Source organism: Arthrobacter sp. Helios (assembly GCF_023167125.1).
Classification (GTDB): domain Bacteria; phylum Actinomycetota; class Actinomycetes; order Actinomycetales; family Micrococcaceae; genus Arthrobacter_B; species Arthrobacter_B luteolus.
The window spans coordinates 1-13,068 of sequence record NZ_CP095402.1 but is presented as its reverse complement, the minus strand read 5'-3'; the positions used below and the strand labels follow the sequence as shown (position 1 = coordinate 13,068).

The window sequence follows — 13,068 nt, the reverse complement described above, 5'->3', positions numbered from 1 at the left end:
TGGCACCCCGGCGACGAACTCACGTGGAGCCTCTGATACTCTCTGCGTGTGGTTATGCCCTTCTTTATCTGACGGACTGTGTCTCGCCCGCGCAGCACTTCGCTACACCGGCCCGGGCGGCTTCTGTTTCGTGCCCCGGCCCTTCCAAGCCACCGTCGGATCCGGCATTTTGAACTTTCATTCAAGGTGCCCCTCGCAGAAAACCACTCTCTCCATGAACCTGCTCTGTACGCATCCCTGTGCCCGCCAACGTCCGCCTGGACCCAAATGGCCGGTCTCTTCACCAATATCCACCGCCCGTCCCGGCAACCGGTTTTCCGTCCTGAGCATGAAGGGAGGCCTGAACTGTGGCTGAGCGCGTTACCTACCTGCAGGTCCTGCGGACACCGGGAGCAGTCAGAGTTTTCCTTCCCGCCCTTATCGGCAGATTATCGCTGGCTATGGTCGGGCTGGCGCTCCTCCTGGCGGTCCAGGATGCCACCGGTTCGTTTGCCATCGCCGGATTACTCACCGGAGTATTCGGGTTTGCCAATGTGGTTGCTTCCCCCTGGCGCGCCCGATTCGTTGACCGCTGGGGGCAGCGGCGGGTCCTGAACCTGCTGGCGCTGGTCCATGCGGGGAGCCTGTGCCTGATGGCCTATCTGCTGTCCCTTGGGGTGGAGTCCGTGTTTCCCCTGGCTGTGGCGGCAGCAGCTTGTGGAGTTAGCACTCCGCCCCTTGGAGCTTCCATGCGGGTGCTCTGGGCCTCGGTGACACCACCCGGGCCGGTGCGTACCCGGGCCTACAGCGTGGACGCGGTTGCAGAGGAACTAACGTTCACCACCGGCCCCGTGGTGGTCGCAGCAGTCATCGCTGCCAGCTCTCCGCTGGCCGGCCTGGTGATATCTGCAGCCGCAGTGGTAACCGGAACATTCGGGATGACTTCAGGGGCGGTCTCTGGAAAGCAGCGCGGGACCCCTCATCGGCTGCCGCCTCAGGACAAACCTCTGCGCCAGCTGGGTTTCCTGCCCATCCTGCTTCTGATCCTTGGTGTCGGCGTTGTGCTCGGCACCATCGAAGTCGCCGTCCCGGCGTACGCCGACAGGGAGAACTCGGTAGCTCTCGCCGGCTGGCTCCTCTCGGCCTTCGCCGCCGGAAGCGCTGCCGGAGGGCTTCTCTACGGAAGGCATAAGTGGCGCTCGTCCCTGCGGAGCCGTCTGATCACCCTATGCTTCCTCCTGTCCCTTGGCACCATCCTCCTGGCCCTCGTCAGTTCGACTCCCGCCATGGTTGCTGTCCTGATAGCAGCCGGCCTTTTCCTGGCCCCATCACTCATCACCGGGTATTTAGCCGCGGACAGCGTGACCGCCCCGGCAGCCCGCACCGAGGCATCGAGCTGGATTAATACCTCAGTGAACCTAGGCGCAGCGGTGTCAGCTTCAGTTGCCGGTGCCCTCATTGATCAGCACTCACCGGAAGTTGCCCTGATCCTCTGCGGCATCACGGCGCTCATCCTGACTGCTGCCACGGCAGTCGCAGTTCGCCAGCTGCCTGCCGCACGGGTTCCCACTGTTTGTGCACTGGAGTGACTGGTGTGACCCCACTGGGCACAGGAGGCTACATAGAGTGGGAACGCGTGTCGCCGAACACCGGCCCGCCGCCCGGCAGCACCCATGAAAAAACCCTCCTGTTCGGGCGTAACGCCTAACAGGAGGGGTTTGGAAAAGCAGTGGAGCCCCCTGCCGGATTCGAACCGGCGACCCCCTGTTTACAAGACAGGTGCTCTGGCCAACTGAGCTAAGGAGGCATGGCCGGAAAACCGGCCCCGCGCCGTCGTCGCCGGTCAACAACCAACCGACTAAACAGCGCTAGACAAGATTAGCCCAGAGCAGCCTCCGGAACGAAACCACTCACTGTTCCGTTCCGGAGGGCACCCCGGCAATCAGGTGGTACTAGGCAGCGGCCTCTGCCTTATTGGCGTCGATCGCGGCCTGGACCGTCTCGACGAAGGTGTTCAGGTCGCCCTCGGAACCGTTGATGTAGACGGTCGGGGTGCCGCTTACCTCGGCCGCGCGGGCCATGGAGTCTGCGTACTTCACGTAGGTGCGGAAACCATCATTGCTGATGCAGTCCTGGACGTCCGTGGCACCGGCAGCCTCGGCCATATCGACCATCGCAGCGTTGTCGATTTCGCCGTTCGGGTACTGCGCGAAGATCGCCTTCATAAAGCCCCAGTAGGACTCGGGGCTGGAATCAGCCACGCAGGCAGCGGCATTGGCGCCGCGCGAGGAGTAGTTCGTGGGTGAACCGCGGTCCAGGAAGGCAACCGTGCGGTATTCGTACGTGACCTCGCCGGCGTCGAGCCAGGATTCGATCTGGGACCCGTAAGTGGAGGCGAAGTCAGCGCAGTGCACACAGTTGACGTCCACGTACTCCACGATCTGGACGGGTTCGCCCGGCGCTGCTGCTTCGACGCCGGCGGGAACGGTTTCGCCGGCGGCGTTGGTGGTCGTTGCCTCGGGCAGGTTATTGACGTCCACTTCCAGCGGCTCCGTCGGTTCCAATGTGGAGGACGAGGTGAGGGTAATGCCGCCGTTAATGTTGCCGTTGGCAGGTGCCGGACCTGCATCCGGGATGCCGCCGCGGACGCTGTTGATGACGACGACGGCGATGATCACGAGGACCGCGACGATCCCGACCACAATGCCCCAGCGTGTCAGGAGCTTGTTGCGGCGTTCCTTCTTCAGCTGCGCCTCACGCAGGGCACGGGCCTTTTCGCGCGCTGCAGCTTGACGGTCAGCCTTGGTCGGCTTGGGGTTCCGGTCACTCATATTTCCTCATGTCTCTCAAGCGGCCGCCCTCACGGCGGCATCGGGCAACACAGTGCTTCAGGGACAACGATATCCCCGCACCCCATCGACAACGTTTCGGGGCGGTACAAAGTTTCCCCGGTTGGATAGAGTGGCAAAGAGACAAGTCGACTTAGGAGTGCAAAAAGTGAACGCTGTTGCCGCGGAATCGAAAACAGAGATTTCAACGGACGGGTACGGCGATTACGACTTCATTGTGGTCTCCAACCGGCTGCCCGTAGACCGGGTATCAGACGGCAACGGAGACTCCTGGCGCCGCTCCCCCGGCGGGCTGGTCACGGCCCTGGCTCCGGTGATGGCAAAGGCCGACGGCGCGTGGGTTGGCTGGCATGGAGCGCCGGACGAATCCCTGGAACCCTTCGACCACGGCAACATGCACCTGCGTCCGGTGCCGCTGAGCGCCTCCGAGGTGGAGCTGTACTACGAGGGTTTCTCCAACGCCACGCTCTGGCCGCTCTACCACGACGTCATCGCCCCGCCGGAGTTCCACCGGACCTGGTGGGATTCCTACCGCACGGTGAACCGCCGCTTCGCTGAAGCCGCCGCCGAGGTCGCCGCCGAGGGTGCCACTGTCTGGGTGCAGGACTACCAGCTGCAGCTGGTGCCGCAGCTGCTGCGCAGCCTCCGGCCGGACCTGAAGATCGGGTTCTTCAACCACATTCCGTTTCCTCCGCTGGAGATTTTCGCCCAGCTGCCCTGGCGCAAGGACATCATCGCCGGCCTGCTCGGCGCGGACCTGATCGGTTTCCAGCGTCCCAGCGACACCGCGAACTTCCTGCGCTGCGTCCGCCGGTTCGCCGGGCATTCGGTCCGCCAGCAGCAGGTGCACGTCACCGGCGAGGACGGCTCCAGCTACGTTTCGCGTGCCGAGGCCTTCCCGATCTCCATCGATGTTCACCAGATCACCGAACTCGCCAAGCGCGAGGACGTCATCGAGCGCTCCAAGCAGATCCGCCGCGAGCTCGGCAATCCCGAAGTCATCCTGCTCGGCGTGGACCGCCTGGACTACACCAAGGGCATCAGCCACCGGTTGAAGGCCTACGGCGAGCTCCTGGAAGACGGCCGGATCAGCGTGGAGGACGCGGCCCTGATCCAGGTCGCCAGCCCCAGCCGCGAGCGCGTGGAACAGTACCGGCTGCTGCGCGAAGAGGTCGAAGGCACCGTGGGCCGGATCAACGGCACGTACGACACGATGAGCAACACAGCCATCCGCTACCTGCACCACTCCTACCCGGTGGAGGAAATGGTTGCCCTCTACCTGGCTTCGGACGTCATGCTGGTGACCGCCCTGCGGGACGGCATGAACCTGGTCGCCAAGGAATACGTGGCGGCCCGCACTGAGAACACCGGTGCCCTGGTGCTCAGCGAGTTCGCCGGTGCCGCAGATCAGCTGCGGCAAGCCGTGCTGGTCAACCCGCACGACATTGACCGGCTGAAAGACGCGATCGTCAACGCGATCAGCATGCAGCCCCGCGAGGCCCAGCGCCGGATGCGCCTGATGCGGCGGCAGGTCCTGCAGAACGACGTCGAGCGCTGGTCCCAGAACTTCCTCAGCGCCCTGCGGATGGAAGGTGAGCAGCGATGATCCCCATGGAGCTCCGCACCGCCCTGGCCACTCTGGCCACAGCTGACGAGCTGCTGGTCGCCGTGGACTTCGACGGCACCCTGGCACCGCTCGTTGAACGCGCCGAAGATGCCCGGCCGCTGCCGGCAGCAGCCGCCGCGCTCCGCGCACTGGCGGGTATGCCGCACACCTCAACCGCCCTGATTTCCGGGCGGGCACTGGCAAGCCTGCGCCACGCTGCCAGCCCCGAGCCGGAAACACTGCTGGTCGGCAGCCATGGAGCTGAGACCTGGACCGGGCCCAACGCGCAGCCGCTGCAGCTCACGCCGGAGCAGGCGGAACTGCTGGCCCGTGCCCGGCAGGCCGTTGCGTCCGTGGTGGACGCTTCGCCGGGGTGCCGGCTAGAGGACAAACCTGCCGGCGTCGTCCTGCATACCCGGGGAGCCCCCGACGACGTCGCCTCCGCGGCGGTTGATGCCGCCCGCATCCGGCTGGGCGAGCTCGACGGCGTACAGGTGACGGACGGCAAGCGGGTGCTCGAGGCATCAGTGGTGCACTCCAATAAGGGCGAAGGCATCCGCGCGCTGCGTGAGCTGACCGGTGCGGAGGCCGTGCTGTTCGCCGGCGACGACGTCACGGACGAACACGGGTTCGCTGCACTGCAGCGCGGTGACGTGGGAATCAAGGTGGGACCGGGTGCCACCGCCGCCGGTTTCCGGGTGGACTCGACCGCGGATTTCGCCGAGGTGCTGGAGCACCTGCTGCAGCTGCGCCGCGCCGCCGTCGAAAATTAACCTCCCGGCCACCTCGTTTCCTTCTGCCCTCTTTACAGGCGTGGCATACTAAGCGTGATGGACGCCACACGGCGTCCATCACGCTGCTTCAAAAATACATATCCACCCATTCACAACGGATCGTCGGGCACGTACCTGCCCGTGAAGGGAAACACCATGGCAACGGTAACGTTCGACCACGCTACAAGGCTGTATCCGGGCACTGACCGCCCCGCAGTCGACAACCTCAGCCTGGAAATCGCCGACGGCGAATTCCTGGTGCTCGTCGGCCCCTCGGGCTGCGGCAAGTCCACCTCCCTGCGCATGCTGGCAGGCTTGGAAGACGTCGATTCCGGGCGCATTCTCATCGGTGACCGTGACGTCACCGACGTTCCTCCCAAAGACCGCGACATCGCCATGGTTTTCCAGAACTATGCGCTGTATCCGCACATGTCCGTCGCGGACAACATGGGCTTCGCCCTGAAGATCGCCGGCGTCCCCAAGGAAGAACGGCTTGACCGCGTCCGCGAGGCAGCAAAGCTGCTGGACCTCGAGGACTACCTGGACCGCAAGCCCAAGGCACTCTCCGGCGGGCAGCGCCAGCGGGTGGCGATGGGACGGGCCATCGTGCGCAATCCGCAGGTGTTCCTGATGGATGAGCCCCTTTCCAACCTGGACGCCAAGCTGCGCGTCCAGACCCGCACCCAGATTGCGTCCCTGACCCGCCGCCTCGGCGTCACCACGGTCTACGTCACCCACGACCAGGTGGAAGCCATGACCATGGGCGACCGGGTTGCGGTCCTCAAGGACGGGATCCTGCAGCAGGTTGATACCCCGCGCAACCTCTATGACAAGCCGCTGAATGTGTTCGTCGCCGGTTTTATGGGCTCACCCGCCATGAATCTGCTCGAGCTGCCGGTCACCGAGGGCGGTGTCAGCTTCGGCGGCACGGTCTATCCGGTTCCGCGGAGCATCCTCGACGCCGCAGCAGGCAACACCGTCACCTTCGGAGTGCGGCCCGAAGACATGGACATCGCCGCTGAAGGCGAGGGCCTGAAGGTGGAAGTTGACGTGGTTGAGGAACTCGGGGCGGATGCCTTCGTGTACGGCCACACGTTCCTGGACGGCCAGGAACACGAGATCACGGCCCGGGTGGATGCCCGGAAGCCGCCGGCCAAGGGCGACACACTGTTTGTCCGGCCGAAGCCGGGCCACGTGCACCTGTTCGACACCAGCACGGGAGAGCGGCTCGCAGACGAGGCCTAGGCCCGGCGGTTCCGTACAAGTGCGGTGGCCTTTTCCCTGAACTAGACTGCTGGGAGAAGGCCACCGCACCGGTTTAACAAACCGCCGGTTTAGTACAGAGCCCACAGAAGGCATGCCGCCCATGACTGAAGCTGCGCGCGCCAACCAGCGCGATGAACCCACGGACCGAGAGCAGCCCGGAACTCCCCCGCGGGACCAGACCGATGAGTCCCAGGCTCCGCTGGGTTCCCTCCATATCACCGCTGCTTCCATGGACCCGGCGCTGCTGGATCTCCCCTGGTCCATCCCGCTGGAGGAGTGGCCCAAAGAGAACCTCGCGGCGCTCCCCCGCGGCATTTCCAGGCACGTTGTACGGTTCGCCAAACTTGGCGATTCCCTCATCGCGATCAAGGAGACCAGCGAACGGGTGGCCCTGCGGGAGTACGAGATGCTCCGCAAGCTGCGGCGGCTCAATATCCCGTGTGTTGCTCCCGTGGCCGTGATTACCGGCCGCACGGACAAGGACGGGGAGGAACTCGCTCCCGTGCTGGTGACCCGGCACCTTCGGTTCTCCCTGCCCTACCGTGCCGTGTTTTCACAAACGCTGCGAGCGGTGACATTGACCCGGCTGATCGACGCCCAGGCACTGCTGCTGGTCCGCCTGCATCTCGCAGGCTTCTACTGGGGTGACGTTTCGCTCTCCAACACGCTGTTCCGCCGTGATGCCGGAGCGTTCGCCGCTTACCTGGTCGACGCCGAAACGGGGGAGCTTTACCCGGAGCTCTCCCCCGGGCAGCGCGAGTACGACCTTGAGATTGCCCGGGTGAACATTGCCGGCGAGCTCATGGACCTGGCCGAGGGCGGCCTGATCGAGGAAAGCGTTGATCCGCTCGCCACCAGCGAACGCATCATGGAAAGCTACCGGAACCTGTGGGCAGAGCTCACCGAGCAGGAGTCCTTCGAACTCGGCGAACGCTGGCGCGTCAATGCCCGGATCCGCCGCCTGAACGAGTTGGGGTTCGACGTCGACGAACTCACCATCCGCACCACTCCGGATGGCTCGCAGGTGCAGCTGCAGCCCAAGGTGGTCGACGCCGGCCACCACCAGCGCCGCCTGCTCCGCCTCACCGGGCTCGATGCCCAGGAGAACCAGGCCCGCCGGCTCCTGAACGATCTGGACTCCTACCGTGCCGACAACCATCCTGACCTGGATGAAGAGCTCAGCGCCCACCTCTGGGTGACCCAGGTCTTCGAACCTATCGTCAAGTCCGTGCCGCGTGAGCTCGGCAGCAAACTGGAGCAGGCAGAGGTGGTCCACGAGGTCCTGGAACACCGCTGGTACCTCTCCGAAAAAGAGAACCGGAACGTGGGCCTCGCCGAAGCGGTGCAGTCCTACCTGGACACGGAGCTGCGGCACCGCCGGGATGAAGCCGCGATCCTGCTCAACCCGGATACCAAGACCATGCGCATCCTGGAGGGCGGCGGATCACCGGGGCAGCCCTAGCCCGTCCCCGGTGTGCGAAAGTCTCCGGCACGCGAGACTCCCTGGGCATGCGAAAGGCCGGGCCCGAGGGCCCGGCCTTTGCTGGTTTCCAGCAACGAATATGCCGCTGGTTTTCCGCGAAATTACAGGGACTGTTCAAACCCTGTGGAATTAACCCCGCACTCGTAGGTCATACCGTCGACGAAATGGGTTCCCGGCCCGTATTCCTGGCAGACTTCCACCACGTCGAACACGGCGCCGGCGGCGAACGCGAAGAGGAAAATGGTGGCAATCACGGTGATTGCCAGCACGACGGCTCCGATGATGATGCCGGCCAGGGCAGGGCCGTTGCTTTCTTTGGCTTTCCTGGACTGGACCAGGCCTATGATGCTTAGGATCAGGCCCGCCACTGAGGCGTACGGGATGAAGAACAGGCAGGACAGGACCAGGCCGACAATCCCCATGACCTTTCCGGGCTTCTGCGCCGGAGCCTGGTAGGTGCCGGGATAGCCGTAGTTGGGTGTCCCGTAAGGCTGCTGCTGACCGTAGGGCGCCTGCTGCTGCCCGTACTGCTGCTGGCCGTAGGGGGCTGGCTGTCCCTGAACCGGCTGGCCCGGATCCGGCTGCTGGCCATAAGGCTGCTGCTGCCCCTGCCCGTACTGCTGCTCGTGCGGAGCAGCCTGCTGGCCGTACTGGCCTCCGCCGTACTGGCCTTCGCTGTTTTGGCCCCCGCTGTATTCGCCATAGAGCGGCTGGGTGGGTGCACCACCGCTGGGCGGAGTGTCAGCGGACGCAGGTGTGTTGCCGGCCACAGGTTTGTCGTCGGTCGGCTGGGCCGGTCCGGTGGAACCGGCCCAGTCGGCTGCCGTCGGCTCTTCCGGCGTCGATTCGCCATGCGGCTGTCCCGGCGCTGCGAAGCCGTTGGGCTCGCCGGCCGGCTGGCCGGCGTCGTCGTTGCGGTTCTCTGGCATGCTTCTCCCCCTGGGGCACTGGTTCTTAGGTACCTGGCCGGCGAACAGCCGCAGCTGTTCCGGCGATCGCCGCCAGTCTATCCTGTGCAATTGCGGCTAGGCTGGGCCTGTGAGGGTCCTTCCCCAAGTCAGCGGCCCTTTCCATGTGCGATGTCAGGCTTTGGCGCCTAGCTGCGCGAACCGGTCGTGCAGCTGTGGGAACAATCACCACCACACATCGGCACATGTGCCGGGAAGCCGGCGTTAACCAATACGTAAGCAGCCGGACCAGCGTGAAAAGGATGATTCCGTCCATGGACAATGCCCTCCGCGAAACCTCAAGGCCTTCAACCGAGCTCCAGCTGGTGCCGGTCCACGAGGCTTCCGCTGAACGTGACCGTCAATGGTGGCGCTCCTCGGTGATTTACCAGATTTATCCCCGCTCCTTCCGCGACCTCCGCGGCGACGGCATTGGCGACCTGCCCGGCATCACGGCAGAAATCCCCGCCCTGGCCGAACTGGACATCGACGCGATCTGGCTCTCCCCGTTTTACAAGTCGCCGCAGAAAGATGCCGGCTACGACGTCGCGGACTACTGTTCCGTAGACCCCATCTTCGGCACTTTGGAAGATTTTGACGCCCTCACTGCCACCGCCGCGAAGCACGGCATCCGGGTAATCGTGGACCTGGTCCCCAACCACTGTTCCGACCAGCATGCCCTGTTCCAGGCTGCCCTCGCCGCGCCGGAGAACTCCCCCGCCCGGGACATGTTCATCTTCCGCGACGGCACCGGTGAGCACGGCGAAAACCCGCCGAACAACTGGCAGTCCCACTTCGGCGGACCGGCCTGGACCAGGGTCACCAACCCTGACGGCACTCCGGGCCAGTGGTACCTTCACCTCTTCGACTCCACCCAGCCCGACTTCAACTGGGACAACCCTGCAGTGAAGGACGAGTTCGAGCGCATCCTGCGCTTCTGGCTCGACCGCGGTGTCGGTGGCTTCCGCGTCGACGTCGCCCACGCCCTGATCAAGAAGTCCGGCCTGCCGGACTGGGGCGGCCGGGCCGACGGCGCCTCCATTGACGGTTTCCCCGGCCACGAGGCCCCCATGTTCGGCCAGGCGGGGATCCACGACATCTTCCGTTCCTGGCGCAAGATCCTGGATGAGTACGACGGCGACCGCGTCCTGTGCGCTGAAGCCACCATCGATCCGCTGGACCGGCTCACTGACTGGGTTCGTTCGGACGAGATGCATCAGGCCTTCAACTTTGCCTACCTCCACCACCCCTGGGACGCCGCCGATCTGCGGCACACGATCGAAACCTCGCTGAACGCCTTCGACAAGGTCGGTGCCCCCACCACGTGGGTACTGTCCAACCACGACGTCGTCCGCCACGTCTCCCGCTTCGGCCTGCAGGGGCATCAGCTGCGCAGCGGCGACGGGATCGGCCCCAGCGACGCACAGCCGGACCACGTGCTCGGACTGGCCCGGGCCCGTGCTGCGACACTGCTGATGCTCGGCCTGCCCGGCGGGGTCTACCTCTATCAGGGTGAGGAACTGGGCCTGCCGGACCACACCATGATTCCGCACTCCTACCGGCAGGACCCGACGTTCCACCGGACCGACGGCGTCCGCGTGGGCCGGGACGGGTCCCGGGTGCCGCTGCCCTGGGTGGCGGATGCGCCGTCGTACGGCTTCAGCAGCACCGGCAAGAGCTGGCTGCCGCAGCCAGGGCTCTGGGGCACCCACTCCCGGGATATCCAGGAACGTAACCCGGACTCCACGCTGCACATGTACAAAACGGCCCTGAAGCTGCGCCAGGAACTCGGCCTGGGCCATGGCTCACTGTCCTGGTGGCCGGAGCACGACGCCGAGGGTGTTGTGGCCTTCGTGAACAACGGGGTGCTGGTGGTGATGAACATGGGCACCGAAGCCGTGGAGCTGCCGGAGTTCGAAATCCTGCACCAAAGCTCCCCGGGCGCCATGGAACACAACCGGCTCCGCCCCAACCGGACTGTCTGGATGCGGGTGGCCTAGGTTTCTGGTCCAGCCGGTTCCTGGTCCGGCCGGGACCAGGCCAGGCCGGCAGTGCCAGACCGGCCGCTAGGTGCCGGGGATGGCCTTGCCCGGGTTCAGGATTCCGGCCGGGTCAAAGACTGCTTTGACCCGGCGCTGAAGTTCCAGCACCTCGGCTTGCTGCTCCTGCGCGAGCCAGCGCAGCTTGAACTGGCCGACACCGTGTTCGCCGGTGATGGTTCCGCCAAGCCCCAGGGCAACTGTGATGGATTCGTCCAGGGCAGCAGCCAGGCGGGCGGCTCCGTCAGCGCCTTCCGCGGTGTTAACCCAGAATGTCGGGTGCAGGTTGCCGTCACCCGCGTGGGCAACAACCTTGAGCCGGACCCCATGGCTAAGGGCCATCCGCTCGAGCTCGGCAACGTAGTGCACCAGCTGGGAGCGAGGCACGGCCACGTCTTCCCCTACCCGCAGTTCATGGTCGACGTCGTCCCCGCGGCTGTGCCTGCGCAGTTCCACCAGCCGCTCGGCTTCGGCCGAACCTGCGGAGCTTACCGTTCCGCCGAGTCCGGACAGGACGTTCCGTACCGCGTCAGCTTCGGCTTCGGCGCCGAACCCGTCGGTCTGGATCAGCAGCAGCGCCCCTCCACGGGTCCCTAGGTCCGAGCCGTGGGCGCCGTCGAGCGCTGCCATCGTGGCGCCGTCGAGCAGTTCCATGATTGCGGGCTGGACCCGTGCCGCGCCGACGGCGAGCACACCGGCCGCAGCCGTCCGGAAGTCCGGGAAGAAAGCTGCGACGGTCCGCACGTCGCGGGGCAGGTAGCGGAGCCGGACGGTGATCCCGACGACGACACCGAGTGTGCCTTCCGATCCCGTGAACAGGCCCGTCAGGTCATAGCCCGCCACGCCTTTGAAGGTCTCATGCCCGGTGCGGATCAGTGTGCCGTCTGCCAGTACTACGTCCAGTGCCAGGACGGAGTCCCGCGTTACGCCGTACTTCGCGCAGCGCAGGCCACCGGCGTTCGTGGCGACGTTGCCGCCTATCGTGGAGATCCGGTAGCTGGCCGGATCCGGTGCGTACATCAGCCCATGCGTTTTGACGGCCTCATTGAGGTCCGCATTGATGACCCCGGGTTCGACGACGGCGAGCTCGTCGCCCGGCCGAATGTCCAGGATCCGGTTCATCCTCTCGAGGCTGAGGACAATGCAGTTCCTGGTGGCGTGGGCTCCGCCTGAGACCCCGGTACCGGCTCCGCGCGGCACAACAGCTGTGTTCGTGCGCGACGCCCAGCGCAGGATGTTCTGCACGTCAGCCACGCTTTCCGCCCAAACCACCGCGAGTGGATCGATGAGGTCCTGCACCGGACCGTGGTCCTTGGCATACGCTGCCAGGGTTGCAGGATCGGTCGCTACGGAAGCGCCGGGGATGGCAAGCGTAAGGTCATGCAGAACATCAGTGGTCATATCAGAAGGCTACCGGGCGCCCATGAACCGGGCGTAACGTTGCACTACGTTGCGCCACTGCCCCGCGAGCCGCTCACGGACCTCTTCTCCATCGGGAAGCCGGCCCAACCCCGAGTGCAGCACCGTCACCAGCGTGCCTTCTTGCTGCGGTTCGAACTTCAGTTCAACACTGGTGGCGGTGGTTGGGCTGTGTCCCAGGAACCAGTCCAAGGCCAGCAGTTCCCCCGGCCTGATTTCCTGGACAGTGGCCCACAGTGCGGTCTCCTCGTCGAGGCTGGTTTCCGTCAGGGAGCCGCCCTCGAACTCCGGATGCATCCCCTCGCCGAACGTGCTGAACTCTTCCGGCCACCACAGGTGCAGGTACTCGTGAAATCCGCTGAATGCCTCCTCCGTTTCACGGGGAACAACGCAGCTTTCGACGATATCGGCGACGGCGGCCGTGGCCTGCTCCGGCTCGGGGTCTGGTGCATGGGAAAACAAGGAAGATGACATACCTTCAGCCTACGTACTCCGTTGCCTGTCGGCCTGCAGTTCTCCCGGTCCGCCCGTACTGGCCACGGTCTTGGTGGGAAATATCCCACACGCTCCCGGAGCTGCTTCGGGCTCCGGGACTCCCGAAACGGGACCCCCCTCACGACGCAGCGCAGGGAGGGACCGGTTAAACAGGTCAGGCCCCGCACCAAGGGTGTGGGGCCTGAACCCGGACCACCCAACAGGTGGTCTTC

General features: G+C 65.2%; 10 protein-coding genes and 1 tRNA gene. 6 read left to right on the top strand and 5 right to left on the bottom strand.

From position 1 onward, the window contains the following. The first annotated feature begins 347 nt into the window (after positions 1-347). Positions 348-1,568: an MFS transporter gene (locus tag ArtHe_RS00055; RefSeq protein ID WP_248318192.1), complete on the top strand. Its 1,221-nt coding sequence runs from the start codon at positions 348-350 to the stop codon at positions 1,566-1,568. A gap of 141 nt (positions 1,569-1,709) precedes the next feature. Here the strand turns inward: ArtHe_RS00055 and ArtHe_RS00050 are convergent. After that, positions 1,710-1,786: transfer RNA gene (locus tag ArtHe_RS00050), tRNA-Thr, on the bottom strand. 145 nt (positions 1,787-1,931) lie between these two features. Then, on the bottom strand, positions 1,932-2,810 hold the full coding sequence (locus tag ArtHe_RS00045) for a thioredoxin domain-containing protein (protein ID WP_248318191.1): 879 nt from the start codon (positions 2,808-2,810) through the stop codon (positions 1,932-1,934). A 166-nt stretch (positions 2,811-2,976) separates the two neighbouring features. Here ArtHe_RS00045 and ArtHe_RS00040 point away from each other — a divergent pair, with 166 nt between their 5' ends. The 4 genes from ArtHe_RS00040 to ArtHe_RS00025 all read left to right on the top strand — a co-directional run bounded on the left by ArtHe_RS00040 (position 2,977) and on the right by ArtHe_RS00025 (position 7,935). After that, positions 2,977-4,434 carry a trehalose-6-phosphate synthase gene (locus ArtHe_RS00040; RefSeq protein WP_066301968.1) on the top strand — a complete coding sequence of 486 codons (1,458 nt, stop codon included), beginning with the start codon at positions 2,977-2,979 and terminating at the stop codon, positions 4,432-4,434. Beyond that, positions 4,431-5,207: a trehalose-phosphatase gene (otsB, locus tag ArtHe_RS00035; protein ID WP_248318190.1), complete on the top strand. Its 777-nt coding sequence runs from the start codon at positions 4,431-4,433 to the stop codon at positions 5,205-5,207. Before ArtHe_RS00040 ends, otsB begins: the two co-directional genes overlap by 4 nt. 156 nt (positions 5,208-5,363) lie before the next feature. Further along, positions 5,364-6,452, top strand: coding sequence for a sn-glycerol-3-phosphate ABC transporter ATP-binding protein UgpC (gene ugpC, locus ArtHe_RS00030; protein ID WP_066301972.1), 1,089 nt, complete (start codon positions 5,364-5,366; stop codon positions 6,450-6,452). A 121-nt stretch (positions 6,453-6,573) separates the two neighbouring features. After that, positions 6,574-7,935 carry a DUF4032 domain-containing protein gene (locus ArtHe_RS00025; protein WP_248318189.1) on the top strand — a complete coding sequence of 454 codons (1,362 nt, stop codon included), beginning with the start codon at positions 6,574-6,576 and terminating at the stop codon, positions 7,933-7,935. A gap of 122 nt (positions 7,936-8,057) precedes the next feature. On the opposite strand, the gene ArtHe_RS00020 is transcribed toward ArtHe_RS00025, so the two are convergent. Beyond that, on the bottom strand, positions 8,058-8,885 hold the full coding sequence (locus ArtHe_RS00020) for a DUF4190 domain-containing protein (RefSeq protein WP_248318188.1): 828 nt from the start codon (positions 8,883-8,885) through the stop codon (positions 8,058-8,060). 293 nt (positions 8,886-9,178) lie between these two features. On the opposite strand from ArtHe_RS00020, the gene ArtHe_RS00015 reads away from it, so the two are divergent. Continuing rightward, a complete protein-coding gene (locus ArtHe_RS00015) occupies positions 9,179-10,903 on the top strand; it encodes a glycoside hydrolase family 13 protein (RefSeq protein ID WP_248318187.1) in 1,725 nt (574 codons plus the stop codon). A gap of 66 nt (positions 10,904-10,969) precedes the next feature. On the opposite strand, the gene ArtHe_RS00010 is transcribed toward ArtHe_RS00015, so the two are convergent. Together ArtHe_RS00010 and ArtHe_RS00005 are read right to left on the bottom strand one after the other, a co-directional pair. Beyond that, positions 10,970-12,343: an FAD-binding oxidoreductase gene (locus tag ArtHe_RS00010; RefSeq protein WP_248318186.1), complete on the bottom strand. Its 1,374-nt coding sequence runs from the start codon at positions 12,341-12,343 to the stop codon at positions 10,970-10,972. Between the two features lie 9 nt (positions 12,344-12,352). After that, complete coding sequence (locus tag ArtHe_RS00005; RefSeq protein WP_248318185.1) at positions 12,353-12,835, bottom strand: SRPBCC domain-containing protein; 483 nt, start codon at positions 12,833-12,835, stop codon at positions 12,353-12,355. Positions 12,836-13,068: the final 233 nt, after the last annotated feature.

Coding starts and splice junctions, on each gene's coding strand:
- ArtHe_RS00025 (WP_248318189.1), top strand. CDS start 6,574: ATGACTGAAGCTGCGCGCGCCAACCAGCGCGATGAACCCACGGACCGA.
- ArtHe_RS00015 (WP_248318187.1), top strand. CDS start 9,179: ATGGACAATGCCCTCCGCGAAACCTCAAGGCCTTCAACCGAGCTCCAG.
- ArtHe_RS00020 (WP_248318188.1), bottom strand. CDS start 8,885: ATGCCAGAGAACCGCAACGACGACGCCGGCCAGCCGGCCGGCGAGCCC.
- otsB (WP_248318190.1), top strand. CDS start 4,431: ATGATCCCCATGGAGCTCCGCACCGCCCTGGCCACTCTGGCCACAGCT.
- ArtHe_RS00010 (WP_248318186.1), bottom strand. CDS start 12,343: ATGACCACTGATGTTCTGCATGACCTTACGCTTGCCATCCCCGGCGCT.
- ugpC (WP_066301972.1), top strand. CDS start 5,364: ATGGCAACGGTAACGTTCGACCACGCTACAAGGCTGTATCCGGGCACT.
- ArtHe_RS00005 (WP_248318185.1), bottom strand. CDS start 12,835: ATGTCATCTTCCTTGTTTTCCCATGCACCAGACCCCGAGCCGGAGCAG.
- ArtHe_RS00045 (WP_248318191.1), bottom strand. CDS start 2,810: ATGAGTGACCGGAACCCCAAGCCGACCAAGGCTGACCGTCAAGCTGCA.